Origin of the sequence: Methyloversatilis sp. MC4-4, assembly GCF_049843555.1 — a bacterium.
Lineage (GTDB): Bacteria > Pseudomonadota > Gammaproteobacteria > Burkholderiales > Rhodocyclaceae > Methyloversatilis > Methyloversatilis discipulorum_B.
Window position 1 is genome coordinate 74,802 of the sequence record NZ_JBBHZK010000001.1, and the last position, 22,644, is coordinate 97,445.

At 68.8% G+C, this 22,644-nt stretch carries 27 protein-coding genes; 3 read left to right on the top strand and 24 right to left on the bottom strand.

Annotated elements, in window-relative coordinates; translation table 11 throughout:
- Positions 1 to 106: 106 nt before the first annotated feature.
- On the top strand, positions 107 to 2,077 hold the full coding sequence (locus WDZ97_RS00345) for a cation:proton antiporter (protein WP_425761451.1): 1,971 nt from the start codon (positions 107 to 109) through the stop codon (positions 2,075 to 2,077).
- Positions 2,078 to 2,119: 42 nt separating this feature from the next.
- Here the strand turns inward: WDZ97_RS00345 and WDZ97_RS00350 are convergent, their stop codons facing one another.
- Complete coding sequence (locus tag WDZ97_RS00350; RefSeq protein WP_304001963.1) at positions 2,120 to 2,836, bottom strand: prepilin-type N-terminal cleavage/methylation domain-containing protein; 717 nt, start codon at positions 2,834 to 2,836, stop codon at positions 2,120 to 2,122.
- 245 nt (positions 2,837 to 3,081) lie between these two features.
- On the opposite strand from WDZ97_RS00350, the gene WDZ97_RS00355 reads away from it, so the two are divergent.
- Positions 3,082 to 4,821 (top strand): sensor histidine kinase, encoded by a 1,740-nt coding sequence (locus WDZ97_RS00355; RefSeq protein WP_304001967.1) that lies wholly within the window; start codon positions 3,082 to 3,084, stop codon positions 4,819 to 4,821.
- Here the strand turns inward: WDZ97_RS00355 and WDZ97_RS00360 are convergent.
- The 7 genes from WDZ97_RS00360 to WDZ97_RS00390 all read right to left on the bottom strand — a co-directional run bounded on the left by WDZ97_RS00360 (position 4,805) and on the right by WDZ97_RS00390 (position 7,986).
- Entirely contained in the window at positions 4,805 to 5,215 is a 411-nt protein-coding gene (locus tag WDZ97_RS00360) for a DUF1499 domain-containing protein (RefSeq protein ID WP_425761452.1), read from the bottom strand. The two genes, WDZ97_RS00355 and WDZ97_RS00360, sit on opposite strands and share 17 nt — an antisense overlap.
- Positions 5,212 to 5,790, bottom strand: a complete 579-nt coding sequence (locus tag WDZ97_RS00365; RefSeq protein ID WP_425761453.1) for a peroxiredoxin — start codon at positions 5,788 to 5,790, stop codon at positions 5,212 to 5,214. The genes WDZ97_RS00360 and WDZ97_RS00365 overlap by 4 nt, the downstream gene beginning before the upstream one ends.
- On the bottom strand, positions 5,787 to 6,209 hold the full coding sequence (locus WDZ97_RS00370) for a VOC family protein (protein WP_425761454.1): 423 nt from the start codon (positions 6,207 to 6,209) through the stop codon (positions 5,787 to 5,789). The genes WDZ97_RS00365 and WDZ97_RS00370 overlap by 4 nt, the downstream gene beginning before the upstream one ends.
- A complete protein-coding gene (locus tag WDZ97_RS00375) occupies positions 6,206 to 6,565 on the bottom strand; it encodes a GFA family protein (RefSeq protein WP_304001980.1) in 360 nt (119 codons plus the stop codon). The genes WDZ97_RS00370 and WDZ97_RS00375 overlap by 4 nt, the downstream gene beginning before the upstream one ends.
- 74 nt (positions 6,566 to 6,639) lie before the next feature.
- Positions 6,640 to 7,044 carry a DUF3597 domain-containing protein gene (locus tag WDZ97_RS00380; protein WP_425761455.1) on the bottom strand — a complete coding sequence of 135 codons (405 nt, stop codon included), beginning with the start codon at positions 7,042 to 7,044 and terminating at the stop codon, positions 6,640 to 6,642.
- Positions 7,045 to 7,231: 187 nt separating this feature from the next.
- Complete coding sequence (locus WDZ97_RS00385) at positions 7,232 to 7,639, bottom strand: VOC family protein (RefSeq protein WP_304001986.1); 408 nt, start codon at positions 7,637 to 7,639, stop codon at positions 7,232 to 7,234.
- A 107-nt stretch (positions 7,640 to 7,746) separates the two neighbouring features.
- Positions 7,747 to 7,986, bottom strand: a complete 240-nt coding sequence (locus WDZ97_RS00390; protein WP_425761456.1) for a YdeI/OmpD-associated family protein — start codon at positions 7,984 to 7,986, stop codon at positions 7,747 to 7,749.
- A gap of 239 nt (positions 7,987 to 8,225) precedes the next feature.
- On the opposite strand from WDZ97_RS00390, the gene WDZ97_RS00395 reads away from it, so the two are divergent.
- On the top strand, positions 8,226 to 8,675 hold the full coding sequence (locus tag WDZ97_RS00395) for a hypothetical protein (protein WP_304001990.1): 450 nt from the start codon (positions 8,226 to 8,228) through the stop codon (positions 8,673 to 8,675).
- A 153-nt stretch (positions 8,676 to 8,828) separates the two neighbouring features.
- Here the strand turns inward: WDZ97_RS00395 and WDZ97_RS00400 are convergent, their stop codons facing one another.
- From WDZ97_RS00400 to mdcC, 16 genes are all read right to left on the bottom strand, one after another.
- Entirely contained in the window at positions 8,829 to 9,632 is an 804-nt protein-coding gene (locus WDZ97_RS00400; protein WP_425761457.1) for an alpha/beta fold hydrolase, read from the bottom strand.
- A gap of 31 nt (positions 9,633 to 9,663) precedes the next feature.
- Positions 9,664 to 10,299 (bottom strand): FMN-dependent NADH-azoreductase, encoded by a 636-nt coding sequence (locus WDZ97_RS00405; RefSeq protein ID WP_425761458.1) that lies wholly within the window; start codon positions 10,297 to 10,299, stop codon positions 9,664 to 9,666.
- Positions 10,300 to 10,324: 25 nt separating this feature from the next.
- The gene (locus tag WDZ97_RS00410) at positions 10,325 to 10,810 is read right to left on the bottom strand and encodes a DUF2127 domain-containing protein (RefSeq protein ID WP_425761459.1); all 486 of its coding nucleotides are present in this window, start codon (positions 10,808 to 10,810) and stop codon (positions 10,325 to 10,327) included.
- A gap of 10 nt (positions 10,811 to 10,820) precedes the next feature.
- The gene (locus WDZ97_RS00415) at positions 10,821 to 11,027 is read right to left on the bottom strand and encodes a hypothetical protein (RefSeq protein ID WP_304001999.1); all 207 of its coding nucleotides are present in this window, start codon (positions 11,025 to 11,027) and stop codon (positions 10,821 to 10,823) included.
- Between the two features lie 8 nt (positions 11,028 to 11,035).
- A complete protein-coding gene (locus WDZ97_RS00420; RefSeq protein ID WP_425761460.1) occupies positions 11,036 to 11,785 on the bottom strand; it encodes a hypothetical protein in 750 nt (249 codons plus the stop codon).
- A gap of 109 nt (positions 11,786 to 11,894) precedes the next feature.
- Positions 11,895 to 12,047, bottom strand: coding sequence for a hypothetical protein (locus WDZ97_RS00425; protein WP_425761461.1), 153 nt, complete (start codon positions 12,045 to 12,047; stop codon positions 11,895 to 11,897).
- Positions 12,048 to 12,507: 460 nt separating this feature from the next.
- Positions 12,508 to 13,071 (bottom strand): hypothetical protein, encoded by a 564-nt coding sequence (locus WDZ97_RS00430; RefSeq protein ID WP_304002008.1) that lies wholly within the window; start codon positions 13,069 to 13,071, stop codon positions 12,508 to 12,510.
- Between the two features lie 366 nt (positions 13,072 to 13,437).
- Positions 13,438 to 16,764 (bottom strand): SNF2-related protein, encoded by a 3,327-nt coding sequence (locus WDZ97_RS00435; RefSeq protein ID WP_425761462.1) that lies wholly within the window; start codon positions 16,762 to 16,764, stop codon positions 13,438 to 13,440.
- A gap of 79 nt (positions 16,765 to 16,843) precedes the next feature.
- Complete coding sequence (locus WDZ97_RS00440) at positions 16,844 to 17,608, bottom strand: DUF3379 family protein (protein WP_304002013.1); 765 nt, start codon at positions 17,606 to 17,608, stop codon at positions 16,844 to 16,846.
- Positions 17,605 to 18,114, bottom strand: coding sequence for a sigma-70 family RNA polymerase sigma factor (locus WDZ97_RS00445; RefSeq protein ID WP_019917232.1), 510 nt, complete (start codon positions 18,112 to 18,114; stop codon positions 17,605 to 17,607). The genes WDZ97_RS00440 and WDZ97_RS00445 overlap by 4 nt, the downstream gene beginning before the upstream one ends.
- A gap of 170 nt (positions 18,115 to 18,284) precedes the next feature.
- A complete protein-coding gene (locus tag WDZ97_RS00450; RefSeq protein WP_425761463.1) occupies positions 18,285 to 19,172 on the bottom strand; it encodes an acyltransferase domain-containing protein in 888 nt (295 codons plus the stop codon).
- Positions 19,169 to 20,047, bottom strand: coding sequence for a triphosphoribosyl-dephospho-CoA synthase MdcB (mdcB, locus tag WDZ97_RS00455; protein ID WP_425761464.1), 879 nt, complete (start codon positions 20,045 to 20,047; stop codon positions 19,169 to 19,171). Before mdcB ends, WDZ97_RS00450 begins: the two co-directional genes overlap by 4 nt.
- Positions 20,044 to 20,703, bottom strand: a complete 660-nt coding sequence (gene mdcG, locus WDZ97_RS00460) for a malonate decarboxylase holo-[acyl-carrier-protein] synthase (protein WP_425761465.1) — start codon at positions 20,701 to 20,703, stop codon at positions 20,044 to 20,046. Before mdcG ends, mdcB begins: the two co-directional genes overlap by 4 nt.
- A gap of 2 nt (positions 20,704 to 20,705) precedes the next feature.
- On the bottom strand, positions 20,706 to 21,428 hold the full coding sequence (gene mdcE, locus WDZ97_RS00465; protein ID WP_425761466.1) for a biotin-independent malonate decarboxylase subunit gamma: 723 nt from the start codon (positions 21,426 to 21,428) through the stop codon (positions 20,706 to 20,708).
- Complete coding sequence (locus tag WDZ97_RS00470) at positions 21,425 to 22,330, bottom strand: biotin-independent malonate decarboxylase subunit beta (protein ID WP_304002031.1); 906 nt, start codon at positions 22,328 to 22,330, stop codon at positions 21,425 to 21,427. The genes mdcE and WDZ97_RS00470 overlap by 4 nt, the downstream gene beginning before the upstream one ends.
- On the bottom strand, positions 22,327 to 22,641 hold the full coding sequence (mdcC, locus tag WDZ97_RS00475; RefSeq protein ID WP_425761467.1) for a malonate decarboxylase acyl carrier protein: 315 nt from the start codon (positions 22,639 to 22,641) through the stop codon (positions 22,327 to 22,329). Before mdcC ends, WDZ97_RS00470 begins: the two co-directional genes overlap by 4 nt.
- Positions 22,642 to 22,644: the final 3 nt, after the last annotated feature.

A 22,644-nucleotide genomic window follows, 5' to 3' on the forward strand; every position in this document is an offset into this window, starting at 1 on the left:
TACTACGGGCGCAGGAACGATCGGTTATGATCGGCGCGGATTATAACAACCTGCTCCGACAGGCGGCCGCTCCCGGAAAGCGCTGACGGCCGAACACATCGTCACCATGTCTGCCCTCGAGCTGGTTCTACTGCTGCTCACCGCTTCGGTGCTGGTGGTCGGCCTCTTCCGCAGTATCGGCCTGCCGCCGATACTGGGCTATCTGCTGGTGGGGGCGCTGGCCGGCCCGCACGCACTGGCCTTCATTCCCGATACCGACGAAGCGCGCCACTTTGCCGAATACGGCATCGTTTTCCTGATGTTCTCCATCGGGCTTGAATTCTCGCTGCCCAAGCTGTTCTCGATGAAGCGGCTGGTGTTCGGCCTGGGCGCCGCCCAGGTCGCGTTCAGCGTGCTCGGCGTGGTCAGCTTCGCCTGGCTGTTCGGTCTCGGATTCAAGGGCGCGATCGCGGTCGGCGGCGCCATCGCGATGTCGTCGACGGCAGTGCTGATCAAGCTGCTGGTCGAGCGGCTGGAGCTCGATTCGGCGCACGGCCGACAGGTGGTGGGCGTGCTGCTGTTCCAGGATCTGGCGGTCGTGCCCTTCCTGGTGGTGATCCCGGTGCTGGCGCTGGGCGCCGAGGAAAGCGTCGAGGCGCTGGGGCTGGCCGCGGTGAAGGCGGCGGTGGCGCTGACCCTCATCCTCTATCTCGGCCCGCGGCTGATGCAGCGCTGGTTCCACATCGTGGCCAGGCGCAAGTCGCCCGAACTGTTCATGTTGAACGTGCTGCTGGTGACGCTGGGCATGGCCTTCGCCACCGAGGTGGCCGGCCTGTCGCTGGCGCTGGGCGCCTTCCTGGCCGGCATGCTGATTTCGGAGACGCAGTATCGCTACCAGGTGGAAGAGGACATCAAGCCCTTCCGCGACGTGCTGCTCGGGCTGTTCTTCGTCACCATCGGCATGAAGCTCAACCTCGCGCTGGTGTTTTCCGAGCTGTTCTTCGTGCTGGTGACGGTGCTGTTCATTCTGGTCGGCAAGTTCGCGGTGGCCGCCGCCGCCTCGCGTTTCTTCGGTTCTTCGCCCGGCAATGCGCTGCGCGTCGGCCTGTGGCTGTGCGCCGGCGGCGAATTCGGCTTCGTGCTGATGGCGCTGGCCGATTCCGCCCACCTGATTCCCGACCGCATCCTGCAGATCGTGCTCGCCTCGCTGCTGCTCACGCTGCTCGTCGCGCCGATACTGGCTCATTACGCCGACCGCATCGTGCTGCGGCTGGTGCCGTCCGAATGGCTGCTGCGCTCGATGCAGCTGACCTCGATCGCCGCCCAGTCGCTGGCAACCGACGGCCACGCCATCGTCTGCGGTTACGGCCGCAACGGCCAGTACCTCGGCCGCTTCCTTGAAAACGAGGGCATTTCGTTCATCGCGCTCGACCTCGACCCGGAGCGCGTACGCGAGGCGGCGGCGGCGGGCGAAACGGTGGTATTCGGCGACGCCGGCCGACGCGAAACGCTGATTGCCGCGGGTATTGCGCGGGCGTCCATTGTCGTCGTCACCTTCGTCGATACCGATGCGGCGATGCGGGTGATCCGTCTGGCCAACGAATTGCGCGCCGACATACCGGTGGTGGTGCGCACCTTCGACGAGCGCGACTACGACAAGCTGTCGGCTGCCGGCGCCACCGAGGTGGTGCCGGAATCGCTGGAATCGTCGCTGATGCTGGCCACGCACGCGCTGGTGCTGCTGGGCGTGCCGCTGGCGCGGGTGCTCAAGCGCATCCGCCAGTTGCGCGGCGACCGCTACCACCTGCTGCGCGGCCTGTATCGCGGTGCCGAGCATCTGGCTGAGGAGGCGGTCAGCGAGGCGCAGCACAAGCGGCTGCACTCGGTGGCGCTGGCGCCCGGCGCCTGGGCCATCGGCCACCGCATCGACGAATTCCATTTCGAGGACGTGCGGGTCGAGGTCAGCGCGATACGCCGGCGCGGCATCCGGGCGCTCGAACCCAGTTCCGACCTGGCCTTCGAGAATGGCGACGTGGTGGTGCTGCTCGGTGAGCCGGCCGAACTGGCGCGGGCGGAATCGAAGCTACTGAAGGGTTAGTCGAGGCAGGAAACGGGCGGCGGATGCCGCCCGGCGGGACGGTCAATAGGCGACGCAGACCGTATACAGATCGCTGCTGTTACGTTCGAGGTCCGGCGTGATTTCGATCGCGGTACCGGTGGCCGCCCCAGCGCCACTGACCTGGGCCATCGCGCGCACATTGCCGGTGTTGGTGGCGCCGTCGTCCATGGTCGAGTCGACCTGGCGGGCAAGTCGGGCGGAAATGCCGTCCGAGCAGATGAAGAAGGCGCCGGTCATTACTACCGAGGCGGAACTGGAGGAGGTCGCCGAGGTGGTACCGACGCTGATCGGCACGGCGCCGGTGATGCCGATGCGGCCGTTGTCGGCGTTTCTCGGGTAGTAATTGCTGGTGGCACTGGTATCGCTGGTGTCGCTGGTGCCGGTCAGCAGATTGGCCCTGCGCAGGTGCTGCCAGACGAGGAAGGATTCGTCGGTCGCAGTGGTCGAGTTCCAGTTGCCGCCGATGCGGCCGTTGCCGCGGGCTTCGCCGGACGGGCTGCTGGCGTTCGCGCCGGCAACGTGCTGGGTGGCGGCCGGATCGTCGCCCGGCATGAAGCGGAAGCGGTCCTGGTAGGCATACACGGCGGTCGATATCGTGCGGAAATCATTGACCAGACTTTTCGCCTTGGCGCTGTTGATCAGTTCCTGACCCTTCAGCACGCCGCCGAGCAGCAGACCGATAATGACCAGAACGATGGCAATTTCGACCAGTGTGAAACCGTTTTGCGTGGATCTCATGAAAGTTCTCCTTGATAGCCACACCACTGCACGATCCGTGCCCATTGCCGCCTTCCTGCAGCGGCGGTGTGCATCATGCTGAATCCGATACAGTTTTTTTCCTTGTCGGGGCGATCGGGCTGCGCAGATGCGTCAGCCCGCGCCGCGCGGTCGCCGCGAACTGACCGTATCTCGACAGGTCCGTCATGTTCCGGTCACTTGCATGGCGGCCCGGTCGAGCGTCGACGCGCGGGCAGGGCGCAGCGGTGAGCCCGCGCGACGCGGCGCCGCAGACGCCACGCCTGCCCGACTGGCTGACGCGCGTACGGCCCTGGCTGCTGCTGTGCGTGCTGGCCAGTCTGCACGGCCTGCTGTGGATCGGCGATGACTTGACGGTGGCGCGGGTTGCACTGCTGTCGCACATCGGCCTGCTGCTGATATGGCAGCCTCTGGTCGGCGCGCAGAGCAGGCTGAACGCCCGCGCCCTGATCCTGCTCGCCGTCGCGGTGCTTGCGATGGTCGTGTTCTATGGGCCGGCGGTGCTCAGCCTGTGGATGCTGCTGCTGGCCGGCCTGGTCGGCGGCAAGGTGTTCTTTTCGACCTCGCGCGGGCCGCGCATCTATTACCTCGGTGCGCTCGCCTATCTGATCACCGCGCTGTTTACCGTCGCCCTGCCGCGCGCGCTGCCGCCCGGGCTGTCACTGCCCGCCGGCATCGACACCCTGGGCCTGTGGCTGTCGCCGCTGGCGCTGACCGTCATGCTCGCCGTGCCCGGCCACGAACGCGCCGACCGCGACCGCGAAGTGCTGGATTTCGTGTCCGGCCTGTTCGTGCTGCTGCTGTTGGCGGTACTGGCGCTGGGCACGCTGGCCGCCATGCTGATCGCTGGCGTCGACTATCTGCGCGCCTTGCTCGGCACGCTGACCGTACTGGCCGCGATGCTGATGCTGCTCAGCTGGGCGTGGAATCCGCGCGGCGGTTTCGGCGGCCTGGGCGTGGCCTTCACCCGCTACGTGCTGTCGCTGGCGCTGCCCTATGAACGATGGCTGGAGAGCCTGGCCGCGCTGGCGGAGGAGGACGGCCGACCGGAGGATTTCGTCGCCCGCGCCGCCAACCGCCTGTCGGCGCTGCCGCTGGTTGCCGGTGGCGAGTGGCGCACGCGTGGCGGGGGCCGTGCGCATGAAGGCCAGTTCGGCCGACGCGGTGCCCAGCGCTACGACTTCGAGCACCCGCTGCTCGAACTGGCTATCTTCACGCAGCGGCCGCTGTCCGGTGGGCTGGTGTGGCATTTCAATCTGCTGGTGCAACTGCTCGGCCAGTTCTATCAGGCCCGCCTGCGCGCTGAGGAACTGCGCCGCCTGAGCTACCTGTCGGCCATCCATGACACCGGTGCGCGCCTTACGCACGACGTGAAGAACCTGCTGCAGTCGCTGAACACGCTGTGCTACGCCGCGCGCGAAGCCGACGGCCCGGACGCGGCGGAGCGCGCCAACGCGCTGCTGGCGCGCCAGTTGCCGGTGATCACCGCGCGGCTCGAAGCGACGCTCGACAAACTGCGTCGGCCGCAGCCGGCCGATGGCGAATGGATGCCGGCGCCGGAGTGGCTGCAGTCGATGTCCGCCCGTTTCGCCGGTCACGGCGTGACGGTCGAGGGCGCGACCGAACCCGACCTGTGGCTGCCCGGCGCGCTGTATACGACGGTCGCTGAAAACCTGATCGCCAACGCGCTGCACAAGCGGCAGACCGAGCCGGGCATCGCCATCGTGATGCGGCTGGGTGGCGAGCGCCTGTCGGTCGAGGACAGCGGCAGCGTGATTGCGCCGGCGCTCGCCGATTCGCTGCTGCGCGAGCCGGTGAGCTCGGCGGCCGGGCTGGGCGTCGGGCTCTACCAGGCGGCCAAGCAGGCGCAGGCGGCCGGCTTCGCACTGCGGCTGGACCACAACCACGAGGGCTGCGTGCGCTTCGCGCTCGAGCCGGCGCCGCGTCCGCTCAGTGCGCCGGGCTGAGTGCGGCGCGCAGCGCGTCAATGCGTTCCCGGTTCACGCCGAAGTCGTAATGACCGCTGCGCGCGCCGCTGCGGAAGCGGATGACGCGCGCATCGGCATCGATGACGAATTCCGCGGCGTCCACGAAGCCGAACACGCGCGAGCGGAACTCCGCGGCGATGAAGCCCGGCTCTTCGCGCGTGATCGTGCTGCGCGCTTGTGCGGCGATCGCTCGGCGCAGTGCGTCCTGTGCCTCGGCCACCGTGCCTGCGAACGGTATCGGTGCCATCTGCGCCTTGCCGGAGGCCTCGGTCGACACGCAGTTCGGCTTGTCGGGGCAGGGGGTCAGCGCGGGCGGCGCGGCGAGCGCCGCGGCCGAAAGCATTGCGAACACCAGGGCAGGCGCGACCTTCATGACTGTCCTCGTGCGCGCAGCCACGCGACGACGTCGGCCGCATTGCGGTCGGGCGGGAACACCGGGTAGAACACCTTGACGATGCGCGCCGCGTCGGCGATCAGCGTGAGCCGGCGGTACAGCAGGCGACCGTCGACCTCGAACACCGGCAGTGACAGTGCGTCGCGCAGCGCGAGGTCGCCGTCGCTGAGCAGCGGGAAGGGCAGATGCAGACGCGTGGCCGCCTCGCGCTGATAGTCGCTGTCCTGCGTGCTCAGGCCGAACACGCCGGCGCCGAGCGCCGCCAGTTCGGTGTGGTGATCACGGAAGGCGCAGGACTGCGGCGTGCAGCCGCGCGCGCCGGGTATCGCGTCCCAGCCCTCGGGCAGCGGAACGCCGGGGCGGCCGGTCATCGGGTAGATGTAGATCACCTGCAGGCCGGGCAGCGTCGACAGATGCACCGTGCGGCCGTCGGTCGCCGGCAGCGCGAGTGCCGGCAGGAGCCGGCCTTCGAGGTGGGCGGCAGCGCCGTCGTCGGTCGGCACCGGCAGGTCGGCGGGGAGTGTGGTCAGCTGCGCGGTCAGCGGGGCGGTCATTCTGGCAGTTCCCAGTGCGGATTCCAGGCCACCTCCCACAGATGGCCGTCGGGATCGGCGAAGTAGCCGGCGTAGCCACCCCAGAAGGTGTCGCGGGCGGGCTTGACGATGCGGCCACCGGCGGCCTTTGCTTCCGCCATCAGCGCATCGACCTCGGCTTTCGACGCGACGTTGTGCGCCAGTGAGAAGCCGGCCGGGTCGGCCGCGCCGGCGGTGATGCCGGCGTCCTCGGCGAGGCTGGTACGCGGCCACAGCGCAAGCTTCAGCCCGGGCTGCAGATCGAAGAAAGCCACCGCGCCGTGTTCGTGCTCGGCGCCGACGATGCCTTCAGTCAGCCAGCCGAGCCCGTCGCGGTAAAAGGCGACGGCGCGCACCAGGTCGTCGGTGCCCAGCGTGATCAGCGTGATGCGTGGCTTCAAAGTGCGCGCCCGTCGTAATGCTTCACCGGCAGCGATTCGATGTCGACGTCGTCGAGACAGCGCACATTGATCGCCGCGCTCTGCACGCCGTCCGGCCGCGTACCCTCGCCGAAGGGGTGGATGCCGCAGTGCGGACAGAAGCGGTGCTTGATCACGTGCTTGTTGAACGAGTAGCTCGCCATGTCGGATTCGGACGTCTTCAGTTTCAGCGCCGCGCGTGGCACGAACCACATCAGCGCGCCCTTGCGCCGGCAGATCGAACAGTTGCAGGCGACGACGCCCGTCAGTTCACCGCCGAGCTCGCGATCGATCTCGAAGGCGATCCGCCCGCAGTGGCAGCTTCCGGTGTAGTTCATGCAGGTCTCCTTGCAGTGCGGCCCGGTCTTCGCGATGGAAGCGCCGGGCCGATGAGCCTCGATGTCAGCAGACCCTAGAGCAATTCCTTCGGAATGTTGCCGCCGTTCTCGGCGAGTTTCTGCAGCACGGTCTTGTGCAGCCACAGATTCATCTGCGCCGAGTCGCCCATCTTGTCCTGCGGGCAGCCCAGCTCGGTCGCCAGCGTCTTGCGCGCGTCCAGGCTGCTGTCCAGGCCGAGCAGCTTCATCAGGTCGACGATGGACACCTTCCAGTTCAGCTTCTGCGTATTGGCCGCGGCCAGCGCCTCCAGCTTCGATACGACATCGACCTCGGAAATCGCCACGGGTGCAGGCGTAGCCGGCGCAGCCGGTGCGGCGACGGGGGCCGATGCCGGTGCGGGTGCAGGCGCGGCAGCCGCAGGTGCATCGTCCTTCTTGCCGAAACCGAGCTTTTCCAGAATGGTGTTGAACAGGCCCATGACGGATTCCTCTCTATGCAGGTGAGTGAAGCCCCCGGAGGTACGCGTGGAGCCCGGGCGGCTAGCCCGGTGTCGGGCGTGGGGGCGGGCGATGCATCCGGCGTGAGGCCGGGTCAGGCGGGTTCATGCTAACAGCCTTGCGCGTCGACCGTCACCCTGCAGCGCGGCCCGTCGTGCAGGCCTACCTTCAGTCGCTGGGCATCGCGCTCATGTCCATGTACGACAGTTCCCAGATGTGGCCGTCCGGGTCTTCGAAGCCGTGGCCGTACATGAAGCCGAGGTCCTGCGGCGCACGCCGCACCGCGCCGCCCGCGGCTTTCGCCTTCGCCACCAGCTCATCGACCGCCGCCCGGCTATCGCGCGACAGGCAGACCAGCACTTCGGTGCTCCTGTGCGCGTCGGCGATCGGCTTGTCGGTGAAGCCGGCAAAGAAGGGCTCGGTCAGCAGCATGACGTAGATGGTGTCCGACACCACCATACAGGCGGCCTTGTCGTCCGAGAACTGCGGATTGAAGTTGAAGCCGAGCGCGGCGAAGAAAGCCTTCGAGCGTTCGAGATCCTTGACCGGCAGATTGACGTAGATGTGCTGGGGCATGTGCTTCTCCTCGATTGGGCGGCGGGGCATCCGCCGCATTGCAGGGTCGACGAAGCAGGCGCGCGCGAATCGACAGGCCGGCCTCTCGGTCCTTCATCTCCGGATGGTCAGGGCTTCGTTGTGCGCGGTGCCCACGCCATATTCATGTACAGCGTGCCGCCTTCCAGCTCGTCCAGCATCTGTGCCAGGCGCTTGCGCTTCGTCGCGTCGAGCCGGGCGCGGGCGATCCAGCCGAGATAGTCGTTCTGCTGGTAGGGCGGTCGCGCCCTGTAGGCGGCCCACAGTCCGCGCGCATCGAGCGCTGCGCGGACGAAATCGGGCATCGGGTTGGGCGGGCGCTTCAGCATGCATCCTCCTTCGCCGGGCAGCGTTGATCGGATGAGTGCCGACGGCGCTGCACTGCTTCGCCGTGAGGGCATACTCCCCAGCGAGTGCCGTGTGGTGCAGCGATTGTTCCGCAGGCGGCGCATGAACGCTGCATGCGCAGGCGTGCGGCCATCGATAGGAAGCCATGCAGTTGCCGTCGGACCGGTGAGCAGACCTCGCGCCGGATCAGCCGACGGTGGCTGCCGCAAGGGAGCGAACCGTGGAGTCACAGGACGACGTACTGGTCGCCAATCGGGTGATGCTGGTGCATTTCGACAGCTACAGCACCGCGCTCGTGTTCGCGAAATGGAACGATACGCTGCTGCTGCCGGCACCGCTTCCGCCGTCGGCCGAAATGATGTCCGCGCCCGCCGCCGACGCGGCGGACGACGGCGAGGCAGTGAAAGCAGCGGCCATCGCACGGCTGGGCCTAAACCCGGCCGAAGTGGTGCGGGCCGGCGATTTCAATCACTGGGTGTCGACTGCAGACGGCCCGGTCAGGGTGCATCTGCTGCGCTTCACCACCTTTGAGGCGCCCAAGGCCGCACTCGAACCGCACGGCGGCGTGTTCCGTCCGATCAGCGCGCTGCGCGGCGGCACGCCGGTGGAACTGCTGCTGGCGCGCGAGGTGTTCAATCTGATCGTCGGCGCGGGCGGCGGCAGAGCCTGAACTGGGGTGCGAGTTGCGACACGCGACCAACGTCGCCATCGGCTGCACGTGCGTGTTGGCGCTTTCGGTCGCGCTCGATCACTCGTCGGCGGGTTCTTGTAGGAGCGGTCTTCTGACCGCGACCCGGCAGAGAAACCGCGCCGGCCTCAACCATCAGGGCGCCATCGCCGCAACGAAGCGCACGATTTCCTTATTGACGATGTCCGGATGCGTCACCGGCGCCATGTGCCCCAGCCCGGCGAATTCGACTACCTTCACCTTCGGCAGCCGCGGGATCAGCGCGCGTGCCACCGCGTGCACCGACTCGGGCGACGACGCGCCGAGCATGTAGAGCACGGGCATATCCAGCGCGGCGAACGCATCAAGCGGCGTCGGCTCGGTGGTCAGCGCGTGCGCCCAGCGCCGCACATTGCGCATCGATTCCGCGACCGCCTGCTGGCGCGGCTCGGGCATCGCCGCAAGGCTGCCATCGCCCATCCAGTAGTCGATGAAATGGTGCGCCGCTTCGTGAAGGTCACCGGCTTCCAGTGCAGCCACCGACGCCGCCACTGCAGCGTGTATGCCCCCGGTGCAGTTCGGCTGCGGCTGCTGCGCGTCGACCACGGCGAACAGCGTGGGCTCGTAGATCGCCAGCGCACGCACGCGCTCCGGCCAGGTCAGGGCGGCGATCAGCGCCACCGCTGCGCCGTAGGAATGGCCGACCAGCACGAAGGATTCGCCCGCCTGGTCGAACACCGGCGCCAGGAAATCGACTTCGTCGCGCAGCGCGATCCGGCTGTCCGAAGGCCAGTCCGGACTGCGGCCGGCGCCATACAGGTCCGGCGCGAGCACCCGGTGACGGGCGGACAGCGCGTCGCCCAGGTCGCGCCATTGCGACGACGTGCTCGCGTTCGCATGCAGGCAGATCACCGCCGGACCGGCGCCGGTCGTGCGGACATGCGGGGTGGCCGTGGTCATCGCGCGCTCCGCCGGGGGATCGCAGCCGTGGCTAGAAGGTCGCCGCCATCGCCCGGGCCCGTGCTGCTGCCTCGGCGCGCGAACCGGCGTCGACCTCCGGGCCGTACAGCGTCTTCTGCACGACGATGTGGCCGACCTCGGTGATGCCGACCATGCGCAGCCACAGGTCGAGATACTGGCGCTGCAGATCCCACTCCGATGACTTCAGCGCGTCCGGCGCGTCACCCACCTCCACGCCGCGCGCCAGCACCAGCATCGCCTTGCAGTGGCCGAGCGTACCGAGCTGGCCCCGTTCGTCGAAGGTGAACAGCAGGTCCTTCTGCGACACCACGTCGATCAGCTGCTTCAGCTTGTACGGAATGGAGTAGTTCCACATCGGTGCGCTGATGACCAGCCGGTCCGCCTTCTGGAAGCGCGCCGCCAGCGCCCGGATCTGCGCCCAGGCCGTTGCCTGTTCGTCGGTCAGCGGCGTACCGGTGAGGCCGGCGTACTTCGCATCCAGCGCCGCGCCGTCGAATTCGGGCATAGCCTCGGACCACACATCCAGCACATCCACCGTGCCGTCGGGGTGCGCCGCCTGCCAGGCGTCGATGAAGGCGCGCGCGACCTCAATGGAGGCCGAGCGCTGTTTGCGGGGGGAGGATTCGATGTGGAGGAGGTGGGGCATGCGGGGCTCCGGCGACGGATCGGGTTCAGCCGGCATTCTCAGCCGCGTGACGCCGGCGGCGCAACAGCGCCGCCACCATGATCGCCACGACTATAAGGTTGAGCGCCAGCGCGCCGACACCGAGCACATTCACGCCGTGCCATAGGCCGACGATCTCGAACGGGACGTAGATCGCCCCGCTGACGGCGGCCAGCACTTCGGCCCACGCCGCGTGGCGATAGAGACCCCAGGCCTCAGCGAAGCGCAGGGCGGCATAGCCCCCCGCACCGACCGCAAGCAGCGTGAGGTTCGTGTTGTCGAGATGGGTGGCCGCGTCGACGAAGATGTGCGGATAGGTGGAGGCCGGATTCAGGTGCAGATGCGCCAGAAGACGGAGGGCGGCGTCGTGCAGGCTCGCGTGGACCCACAGCAGCAGGCCCGACGCGCCGATCAGCGCCAGTACGCCCTTCAGGGCCTCGAAGGTGGCGACGACCGCGAGCGCCCGCCGGTCTCGCGAGGAGGGTGGGTGCATCGAGCCCGACTTACCCGGGCTGATGGCTGACGATACGGAACGTGATGCCATCGCGGTTACGGAAAGGCGCGCCGTCGTGGTGAGCGGGTTTCTCCGGGCGCAGGCCAGGCGGGACGTCGCCGCGGCTGCCCTGGCGCAGCGCATCGGTGACCGGTCGGTGGAAGATCATCGCGCGCTCGAAGTCGGACGTGCCGACCATGACATGGGAAAGCATCACGTCGCGCCTCAGCCGCCGCTGATCACCGCGTCCGGGATCCGGTAGTGCTCGTAGTCATTCACGTCGATCAGCCATGCATCGCCCTCCCTGCCGGTCTGCACGCGGGGGGCATCGCCGTCGGCGCTCACCGTGCCACCGACGAAGCGGAGCACGCGCCGGAAGCCGCCGGGCGGTGTCAGGTGCACTTCGGCGTTGCCGGGCGCGCCGCGGATCACGCCGAAGTCGCACCGGGCGGACGCAGCGGGCGCCGCACCCATCGAACAGGGGACCTGACCGGTGGCATGGTAGGGCGTGCCGGCGACCCGGGCATCGCTCGCCGGCGCACGGCCCAGCGAGGGTGCGCTCTGTCCGCTGCCGGTGATGCCGACGGTCAGCGCGTAGCGCGCCGTCTCGTTGCGGCGCGCGGCACTGCGCATCAGATAGACCCGTACCGTGTACTCGCCATCGGACGCCAGCTGCCCGGTCCATTCCGTGCCCTGGGTGGAGCCGATGAAGATCGCTTCGTCGCGCGAATCGGGTGGCAGCACATTGAAGTAGTTCGCCGTGTGGCCGGCCTCGAGCCTGACGCTCAGCGTCTGTCCGGCGCGGGCCCGCAGGCGGTAGTCGACGATGCGGTCACACTTGAGTGTTCCGGTCAGCGTGACCGACGAAGCACCCTTTGCGAAACGCACCGGAACGGATTCGATGGTGTCCGCGGCCCAGACGCTGGCCGGGAGCAGGGCGCAGGCCATCACGAAGCGGACGAACAGACTCCACATCGCAAATTTCCTCCTCACTGCTGGAAATCGGACTGACCGGAACGGACACGACGCGCTGACGGACGGACCGCCGCGACACCGATGAGCGCGCCGCAGCCGGTACGACGGGTCAGCAATTGCCCTTCTTCGCCTGACCGGGCGGACAGAAGCCGCCGCCCGGGCCGCTGCGACCCGGATCGACGATGACGGCACCCGACGGCGTGTAGACCGCGCAGCCGACGAGGGACGACGTGAGCGCAAACAGGACGATCAGTGACTTCATGTGTTCAGTCTTTCGGGGTGTCGATGCGCGCCAGTGTAGCCGCGACGGGCAGTGCGCAGACGTCGGGTAGGACGCGCCTGACACGGTGCCGTTCCAGGGCTGCCATCACTCCGGTTCGGTTTGTGAGAGGGTGACTGATCGCAGGCTACCCGCCGCTTCGATCACCGGAAAGCGGCCGCGCATGAGCGCGTGAGCGCGGCCAGGATTCAGGGCGAGAGGGGAAACACGGGGCAACAAGAGATTGAGACGCCTGGAACGCGCATCTCGCGGAACGAAAGCGTGGTCCGTCCCCATATCTACAAATTGCGTAGAGCCATACGAAGTGCCGTCTGTCCCCTTCCATTTCAGTCAATAGGGGAACCCGAGTACGGCTGCTCCAGGAAGCGCTGGCCACCCTCCGTTCTAGATGAAGCGGCATACCGCTTCGTCCAGAACAGGCAGGCCATTTGCCGGATTGGGGCTAGATCCGGCGCTGGCGTGAAGCGAGACGCGCGGCGATGACCAACAGGCCCGCAGTTCCGAGTACGAATGGCGCGGGCTCCGGAACCGGCGCTGCCGCGATCAGGTAGCCCGCCGTCAGCCTGCGGGATTTGCCCGGAGCAATGTCTTCACTCGCTGCTGTCCAGCATGACTCGTTCATGCAGAAGCTCTCGGCGCTGGCTGGAAACCACTGTGTGGCGATGGTCCCTGGGGACGCGTTGAAGTGAACGTAGATATCCATTCGGAACCAGCCTGCGTCCGTGAAATCCGGCCCGGTGCTGTCGCTGAAAGCCAAGGTTCCCTGGGGCGCATGCATGCCCCAGGTGCCTGCAGTGGACACATAGTGACGCCCTGCCTGTGTCGGGCCATCGGTCGTACGGATGTCGATGTCGTGAAAGGTTTCCGTGTCGCTGTCGTATGTGAACGACCCGTAGGCGGTAGCCGCGTCACTGAACTGGAAATCCACGAGTTCCCACCTGACCGGTGCTGCGCTCGCGCTGGATGAGGCCAGGAACAGGAGAGCGGCATAGAGGGCCTTTTTCATTCTCAATCCTTTCTGGGGCGTGACAGGAGGATGCTTGCGCCCGAACATCAAGGCGCGATGGAACGGATCAGGACTTCCGGATTCCTGCATCCGCACAAAGATCGTTCGGCAGGTATGCCGTATGAATCGCGCAGCATAATCGGCTATCGACAGGGCTGCCGCAATCAGCCATTTGTCGTGGTTGCAATGCTCAAGGCATCTATGCAGGTGTGGTCCGGCGCGGATGTCTGTGTGACCTCCAGGGCTGCCTGGAAGCCCGGCCCGCGCTTCCTGTGCTTCATGGGATGGGCGCCGCCTCCTGTCCCCGTCGGTCGTGCCCTGCGCGCATGGACCGGGAGGTCGCGGAGTTGAACGTCCGGAGGCGGCTTACTCCGCCAGCGGCTCCAGCAGCGCCGCCAGATCGTTCTCGCCGAATTTCTCCAGCGCCGCTTCGTCGTTGCCGAGGATGCCTTCGGCCAGGGCGGCTTTCTTTTCCTGCAGAGCGACGATGCGTTCTTCGATGCTGCCGGCGACGATGAGCTTGTAGACGAACACCGGCTTGTCCTGGCCGATGCGGTGGGCGCGGTCGCTGGCCTGGTTTTCGGCCGCGGGGTTCCACCAGGGGTCGTAGTGGATCACGGTGTCGGCGGCGGTGAGGTTGAGGCCGACGCCGCCGGCTTTGAGGCTGATCAGGAACACCGGCACCGTGCCCTCCTGGAAGCGGCGCACCACCGCCTCGCGGTTCTGCGTGTCGCCAGTCAGCATGACGCAGCCAATGCCGGCTTCGACCAGCTGTTCGTGAATCAGGTCGAGCATGCCGGTGAATTGCGAGAACACCAGCACCTTGCGACCTTCGGCCAGCAGGTTCTCCAGCATGTCCATCAGCAGGTCGAGCTTGGCCCGTTCCTTCACGCGGGCGGCGCTGTCGGTCTTCAGCAGGCGCGGGTCGCAGCACACCTGGCGCAGCTTGAGCAGCGCGTCGAGGATGACGATGCGTGCGCGGGCGAAACCGCGGGTGGCGATTTCGTCGCGCACGCGCTTGTCCATCGCGGCGCGCACGGTTTCGTACAGGTCGCGCTGGCGGCCGGTCAGTTCCACCGTGCGCAGCACTTCGGTTTTCGGTGGCAGGTCGGCGGCGACGTCGTCCTTGCGCCGGCGCAGGATGAAGGGGGCGACGCGACGCGCCAGCAGCTCGCGCCGTATGGGGTCGCCGTGCTTTTCGATCGGCGTACGCCAGGTGCGCGTGAAATCCTTCTGTTCGCCGAGGAAGCCGGGCAGCAGGAAGTCGAACTGCGCCCACAGTTCGCCGAGGTGGTTTTCCAGCGGCGTGCCGGTCAGGCACAGCCGGTGCCGCGCGCGCAGCAGGCGCACCGCACGGGCGGCCTGGCTGCCCGCGTTCTTCACCGTCTGCGCTTCGTCGAGGATGAGCAGGTGGTAGTCGTGCGCGGCCAGCTTTTCGTGGTCGCGCCACAGCAGCGGGTAGGTGGTGAGGCAGACGTCGTGCTCGGGCACCTGGGCGAAGCGCTCGCCGCGGTCCGGGCCGTGCAGTTTGAGCACGCGCAGTTCGGGCGCGAAGCGGGTGGCTTCGCGCTGCCAGTTGAACACCAGCGAGGTCGGCAGCACGACCAGCGCCGGGCGGTCGAGCCGGCCGGCTCGTTTTTCGGTCAGCAGGTGGGCCAGCGTCTGCGCGGTCTTGCCCAGGCCCATGTCGTCGGCGAGGATGCCGCCGAGGTCGTGCGCGCGCAGGTGCTGCAGCCAGGCCAGACCTTCGCGCTGGTAGGGGCGCAGTTCGATGCCGAAGCCTTCCGGCGCGTCGACCGGCGCCACGCCGTGCATGCCGCGCAGGCGCTCGACCCACTGTTCGAGCGGCTTGAAGCCTTCGCGCGTCCACTTCGCATCGAGCGCTTCGGCCAGCCGCGGCGCGTCCATGCGCGACACCTGCAGTGCGCCGCCGGCCGGGCTGTCAAACAGGTCGACCAGCGTGCGCGCCAGCGGCTTGATGCGGCCGGCTGGCACGATGATGCGTTCGCCTTCGGCGGTGAACAGATCGGTCGTGTCCTCGTCGCGCATGCGGTCGAGCGCGATCGGGTCCAACCAGCGGCCGTCGCGCTTGAACAGCGCGTGCAGCAGCGGCGCGAGGTCGAGCCGGCGGCCACCGACGTCGATGCCGAGCGACAGTTCGAGCCAGCCGTTCTCGTTCTCGTCCAGCTCGGCGTGCCACTCATCGACCACCAGCACGCGGTGGCGGAAGTCCGGCGGGCACTCGATCTGCCAGCCGGCACGGGTGAGGCGGCCGGCGGCGTCGCCGAAGAAGCGCGCCCAGGCTTCTTCGCTCTCCAGGCCGAGCGCGCCGACCGGCAGCGATTCGTACATCTGCAGCCAGCGCGCCTGCACCGGCGCGAAGCCGACTTCGCCGAGCAAGGCCAGCGCCGCCTGTTCGGCCGCGCTGTCGCGCTTCACGCGCACCGCGCGGCCGTTGGGCAGCGTCGCCAGGTCGGAGCTGTCGGTAGCGGCGAACTTCGCCTGGCCGTAGCTGAGCGCGACCGTGGCGATGTCGTACAGCGCGTGGCCGAGCGCCTTGTCGTAGCGGCGGTGCGGCTTCACGTGCCATACCGGCAGGCTGGCGAACTTCAGTACCGGGCGCAGCGCCTCTTCGATCAGCGGCAGGCTGGCGGCGTCGCGCCCCAGCGGCGACGGCAGCGCGGGCGCGGCCTGGGCCAGCGCCTCGGCCACCAGCGGCAGTTCGGCGGTGGTGAGCAGCGGAAGTTCGAGTACCGCCTGCACTGCTTCGCGCGCCGGGTGGGTGATTTCGCCGGCCCGTCCGCGGGCGACGTCGAGATACCAGGGCGGGTCGGTCGGCAGCGTCCAGTCGGCCGGCGGCGTGCAGGCGAGCAGGGCGCGCACGCCGAGCTTTTCGGTCTGCCATTCGAGCTGACCGACGCGCGCTTCGCCCGGCTTCAGCGGACGCGCGTCGTCGCTGCCCTCGTCGGCGCGCACGAAGCAGCGGCCGGTGTCGAGTGCGGCGCGCAGCACGGCGAGGCCGTCGGCGCCGCGCAGTTCGAACGGCACGAACACGCTGGTCGCGCGTTTGCGTATCGCGTCGCGCAGCGTGCGGAACACCGGCAGATCGTTGTCCTGCACGAAGGCGGGCGGCTTCAGCAGCGCCTGTTCGAAGTTGAACCAGGGCTGGCTGTCGCCGCCCGGCGTGCTGTCGCGGCCGGCGCGGTCGGTGAGTCTGGCCTTGAGCAGGCGCAGGTCGGCCGGCTGGCTGCCGCGCGGCGTGATCAGATAGGCGATCGATTCCTTGGGTGTGGCGCGCTTGCGCGAGGCGCCCGTCGGTTCTTCGCTCAGGCGCTTCTGCAGCGTCTGCGCCCAGCGCAGCACCTCGGCGCGCGGGCGCTCGATCAGTTCGCCTTGCTTCTTCGCCGCCAGCAGCAGGCCGACCGCGTGCTTGCAGCGGTTGCCGACCGGGCAGGAACAGCGGGTGGCGATCTCCAGCGTGCGCTCGCCGAAGTATTCGCGCCGCTCCAGCCGCACCGTCACCTGGTAGGGCTGCGGCCGGGTGCCACGCACCAGCGCGCGCAGTGTCGGCCCCTGCACGTCGATGTCGCCGACCCGCGTCACGTACTGGCTGCCGCGCACGATGGTGTCTTCGGAGAACATTTCTCCGAGCATCCGGTTGTCGAGCTGGGACAGCAGGCGGGTCAGTTCCATCGCGGGCGAGGCACGGCAGCCAAAAAAATGGACGCGGGATTGTAAACCCTGCGCCCCGTCGTGCCATGAAACTGCGGTGTCAGCTGCGCGGCCGGATGCCCCGGTCGTGTGCGGTCAGTGCCGCCGTCGGTGTCCAGCTGACGTGCTGGTGCAGCAGGCCGGCGGCGCCGCGCGCCCGATCGGGGTCGCGCGCCACCACGGCCACTACGCCCTGACCCCCGGCTTCGACATGCACCCCCATGCCGCGGTATTGCGTGGTCAGCGTGCGCACGCGACTGTCCTTCTGCGGCATCAGCAGCACGGTGGCCGGACCGTCCGGCGTGTCGAACACGATGTGCCAGCCGGTGCCACCGGGAACCGGGCAGAGCTTCACGTAGCGCACGGCGGCGAGCGGCACCTTCACCTCGGCGCCGAAGCTTTCCAGTACCTGGGCGACGCGCTGCGGTTCGATCAGGCGGGTGCTCATCAGCGCCTCCGGCTCGTGCATCACGTGCTCGACCGCCAGCGCGACATGTTCTCGATCAGGCGCGGCGTGCCAGTACTGCACGCCCAGTCCGAGGCTGAACACGACGCTGGCGGCCAGTGCCCACAGCTTGAACGGAGAACGGGTGCGCGCCCGACTGCCGACCAGGATGCGCTCGGCCAGACCGTCCGGCACGTCGAGCGCCACCGTCTGCTGCAGCATGCGTTCGCCGGCGTTCACGCGGCGCGAGAAGGTCTGGCAGGCCGGGCAGGCGATCAGGTGTTCCTCGGCCGCCTCGGTCAGGCGGCGCGGGTCGGCCAGCTTTTCGCGGCGGAAGTCGATGCAGTTGAAAGTCATGTTCTTGTCGTCGAAGCTGCTCACGATTCGGCCCTCCGCGCCGGCTGGCCGGTCAGTGCGCTGCGCAGCGCCTGACGGGCGCGGGTCAGACGGGTCATCACCGCACCTTCGGTGGTGTCCAGCATGTCGGCGATTTCGGCGCACGAAAAGCCGCCCAGCGCCTGCAGCACCAGCGGTTCGCGCAGCGTCAGCGGCAGGCTGCCGAGCAGGTTTTCCATTTCAAAAAGCTCTATCGGTTCGTGGTCGGCGGCGATCTGCAGGTCTTCCAGTTCGACGTCGACGTAGTCGAACTGCTTGCGCTCATACAGCCGCGCGTGTTCGCGGCGCACGATGGTGATGAGCCAGCTCTTGGTGGCGGCGGAATCCTTGATGTCGTCCCACGATTTCCACGCGCGGGCGAAGGTTTCCTGCACCAGGTCCTCGGCGACGAACTTGTCGCGGCACAGCCACCAGGCGAAGCGGTACAGATCCGGGCTGAAGGCCCGCACCGCCTGTTCGAAGCTCTTGCGTTTACTGAATCCGAGTATCACGACATCGTCCGTGTGTGCGCTGACAACCCTGAAGACCGGGAGGCATGGAGCAACCTTACATCGCTTCCACAGGAATCGCGCGCGTCCGATGGCGGGGGCCGGGGGTGCGTGGGAGGGGGCTTCTGACCCCGACAGCGGCGCTTGTTCGCGCGTGGCGAGCCGGGCAGCGTCTATCCGGCCATCCGCTCCAGCCAGTCGACCACCGCGGCATCGCTGCTGAAGTCGTCGACGGCGCGCACCGGCAACTCCGGTGCACGCTCGGCCAGCATGCGCGCGAGGGCGTTGCAGGGGCCGATTTCGAGCACGGCCTCGGGTGCGTATTCGAGCACGGTGTCCATGCAGGTGGACCAGGCGATGGTCTGTGCGACCTGGGCAGTCAGCGCGCGCACTGCATCGGCGGCGTCGCGCTGTACGCGGCCGTCGATGCCGGCGATGACCGGAACGGACAGGCGGGCGTCGGCCCACGGCGCGAGTGCTTCGGCCAGCGGCGCCTGTGCGGCGGCGAGCAGCGGGGTGTGCGACGGCGTGCGAACCGCGAGGCGCACGCAGCGCCGGGCGCCGTGCCTGGGCAGAGTGTGTTCGAGCTCGATCAGCGCAGTGCGTGCGCCGCCAACGACGAAGTGGGCGTCGCCGTTGTGGATGGCGATGCTGCAGCCGCTGCCGTCGAGCGCTGCGCGCAACGCGGCTTCGGTCAGGCCCTGCACGGCGAGCAGGCCAGACGGCTGTGCCGTGGCGGCGTCCATCAGTGCGGCGCGCCGGGCGGCCAGATCGAACCAGTCCTTCAGCGGCAGACCGCGCGCGACCGCGAACGCGCTCAGTTCGCCCAGCGAGTAACCGGCGAACAGCAGCGGCCGCGGCAGCCGCTGCGCGAGGCGGCGCCAGCGCAGCGCGTGCAGTGCACTGATTACGACCTGTGCGGTGACGTTGCTGGCCAGATCGTTGTCGCGCAACGCGTCGAGTGCCGGCAGCCGGGCGCGCGTTTCCGCGTCGGCGCGCAGTTCGGACAGGTGCTCTGCCGTCTGTCCGCCCTGTCCGCTGAACAGCACGATCAGCCTCATTCCGGACACTCCAGCTCATGCAGGAACAGCGTCACCGCAAGCAGATCGGCGGCGCCGCCCGGACTGAGCCGGCGGGCGACGAAGGAGTCGTGCGTGGCCTGCGCCCGCGCGATCCAGTCGTCGGCGAACACGCCGCCCGCTTCAATGAAGGAAAGTGCTGCGGCCTGTGCGTAGGCGAGACCGATGCGGCCGCCGCGCCACAGCAGATTGCTGTCGTCCAGCCGCGCGATCAGCACGAACAGCGCCTGCACCGCAGCGCGGGTTTGGCGGTCGTCACCCGATGTGGCAAGCACTTCGTGCATCGCAGGCAGCGCAGCGCCGATCACGTCGGGAAAACCAGCGGCCGCCTGTTCGCGTGCGCCGGTCGTGCCGTGGCGGCGGGCGACGCGCAGGCCGTGACTGTCGGCCTGTGGCGTACCGTCGGCCGGTCGCGCGGCGAGAATGTCGGCGCCCCAGCAGCGGGCGACGGTGTGCGCGACGTGCCCGGCGGTGGTCGTTCCGCCCTGCGCAGCGACGCGCCCGGCGGCGGCGCACAGCAGGCCGAGGTTGAAGATGGCGCCGCGGTGGGTGTTGATGCCGCCGGTGGCGGCCAGCATCTGCGTTTCGGCGGCCAGCCCGAGCGACTGCAGCGTGGCGAATCCGGCGCCGTCGGCACCAGCGTGCGCGATGTCGCGGAAATAGTGGCGCAGCGCGAACAGACTGCGGAAGAAGGTCGACATGTCCATGTCGTCGTGGCTGCCGTTGTCGACCGGGCTGACCAGGCCCGGCTTGGGCGCGAGCGCGACCTCGCGGTAGAGGCTGCGCACGGCGAGCCGGCCGATGCGCTCGCAGTCGACTGCGGCGCGTGCAGCAGCGATCCGTGCAGGTGCGTTCATGCCGCGCGGCTCCGTGCCGGCCACAGCGCTGCGACGTCGATCAGCGCGACGTCGTCGTCCGATTTCGCCAGCACGCGACGCGGGCCGCTGCCATCGAACGCGGCCGCCAGTTCGCGCCACGCCACCGCGTGCGCGCCGCAGCGGATCTCGCCGTCGAGGCGCAGCGCGCCGTCGGCGTCACGCAGCAGCTCGAGCAGCGAGGGCAGGGGCGCGGGGCCTTCGAGGTCGAACAGCAGATCGAGGTCGCTGTCGGCGCGCAGACAGGGCTCGCCACTGAGCGACTGCCACAGCAGCGAACCGTAGACGCGCGGCGCGATGCCAAGCGCGGTGCAGCGCTCGGCGAACGCATGCAGCGACGGTCGGTGCGCGGCCGGCAGCGTGTCGACCAGCGTGTCGAGCGGTGGTGGCGGCGTGCTGCGTTCGACGTCGGTGCGCGCCGCGGTCAGCGATACGCGGCGGCGCTCGCCGGTGCCGGGCAGTGTGAGCCCGAGCCGCAGGCGGTCGGCGGACAGGCCGTCGCCGCGCGCGCTGACCAGCGGCCTGCCGGCCTTGCGCCAGGCTTCGACATCGGCGGCAGCGGCTGCGCTGCAGGCGGTGAGATCCACCGCCGCACCGGCGCGCAGCCAGACCAGGTCGTGACGGCGCAGGCGGCGCATGGTCAGGCGTCGAGCGGGACGCCGGCCACGCGTTCGGCCACCGGCTGCGCCAGCGTGCGGCCGCCGCGTTCGCGTCCGAGTGCGGCGCGGCGGTCCTCACCGCCCGCTTCGGCGATGGCCTGCTGCAGCGCCTGCGGCCAGTCGTCGGCGTCGGACCACAGCGCGTGGATGGCGCCCATGCGTGCGTAGTTGCTCGCACCCGGCGCGAACACCGGCGAACTCTGCGCCAGCGCTTCCAGCCGCTCGGGCGCGATCTTGGTCACGCGCGCCATCGCGCGCAGATCCATCACCTTCACCTGGGCGTCGGGCAGTGCGCAGATGCGATCGGCCAGCAGGCCGAAGGCGAGGAAGCCGCCGCTGACCGCTTCGCCGTGGATCAGCGTCACCAGCCGGTGTCCGCTGCGGCGGGCGAGGTCGACGCAGCGCGCCATGTGGGCGAAATAGCCGTTCAGACCCAGCAATTCCTCATGGCGCGACAGCGCCTGACCCTGGGTCGAGGCGATGAACACGATGGGGCGCGGATCGCCGCCCGCCTGGTCGGTGCGCACTGCGTCGAGCACCGCCTGCGACAGCTTCAGTGCCATGTCGGTGGTGAGGGCGGCACGGTCGCGGGTGCCGATCACGTGCACGCGGCCGGTGGCCGATACGGCGTGGCCGGCGAGGTTGTGGCCGTCGAAGGCGACCGTGTGGCCGGCCGGAAACAGGCGGTCGAGCAGGGCGTTCATGCGGCCTCCGTCGGCGAGAGAGGTGCGAGCAGGCGGTTGAAATCGGCCGCGTCCAGCATCGGGATGACGGCGGGGTCGGGCAGGCCGAGCGCGCGCCAGATATCCAGTCCGTCGCGCGCGTCGGCGTGGCGTGCGGCGCGCTGCGTCAGCGCCTGCTGGTCGGCGGCGAGTGCGGCGAGGTCGCGCGCAGGGACTGGCCTTGCCAGCAAGGTGCGTGCGGCATCGCGGAAGGCGGCGACGTCGTCGTCCACCAGCAGTGCGGCGTCGCCGAGGCTGCGCCGGAGCTTGCCGCCGGTCACCCGCCACACCAGTGCGCGGTCCTTCGAATCGAATTCGTCCACGCCCTTCACCGTCTCGATCACTTCCGGGCCGGACAGGCCGAGCCGGCCTTCTTCCGACATGACCAGTGCGTCGCACAGCCGGGCGACGATGCCCATGCCGCCGAAGGCACCGCACGATCCGCCGATCAGGCCGTACACCGGGATGCCCTCCGCGCGTGCGGCGAGCAGTGCGCGCATCAGTTCGGAGATCGCGATCAGGCCGGCATTGGCTTCGTGCAGCCGCACGCCGCCGGAGTCGATGGCGAGCAGCACCGCCGCTGGCCGTGTGCGACGCGCACGCTCGAACAGACCGCGCAGCTTGGCGCCGTGGATTTCGCCGACGGCACCGCCATTGAATTCGCCCTGCTGGGCGCCGACCAGTACCGGGCGGCCGTCGAGCGTCGCTTCGCCGACGACGACACCGTCGTCGAAGGCGACCGGCAGGTCGAGCACCGCCAGATGCGGGCTGGTGAGCCGTTCGTGCGGACCGCACAGTTCGCGGAAGCTGCCGGCGTCAACCAGGCCAGCGATGCGGGCGCGGGCATCCGCTTCGAACCAGGAGTGTCTGTGCAGGCGGCTCATGCGCGGTCCTCCAGCGCTTCCAACGCCTGGTCGAAGCGCAGGCTCACTACGGCCGGCGTGGCGCCGGCGTCGTTGATCGCGAGGGCGAGGCCGCCGGCGGCGTGGCGGGCGACCGCGTCGGCGAGCACCGCTTCCCAGGTGTCGCGGAAGCCGTGTGCCGAAGTGTTCACTTCGATGTCGCAGCGGTCGGCCATGCTGCCGCGGTCGACCAGGATTTCGAGGTTGCCGGAGGACACGACGCCGCACAGCGCGGCGGCCGCGTCGGCGCGCGCGCAGGGCGTGCTCGGCAGCGAGAGGGTGAAGCGTTCCATGTC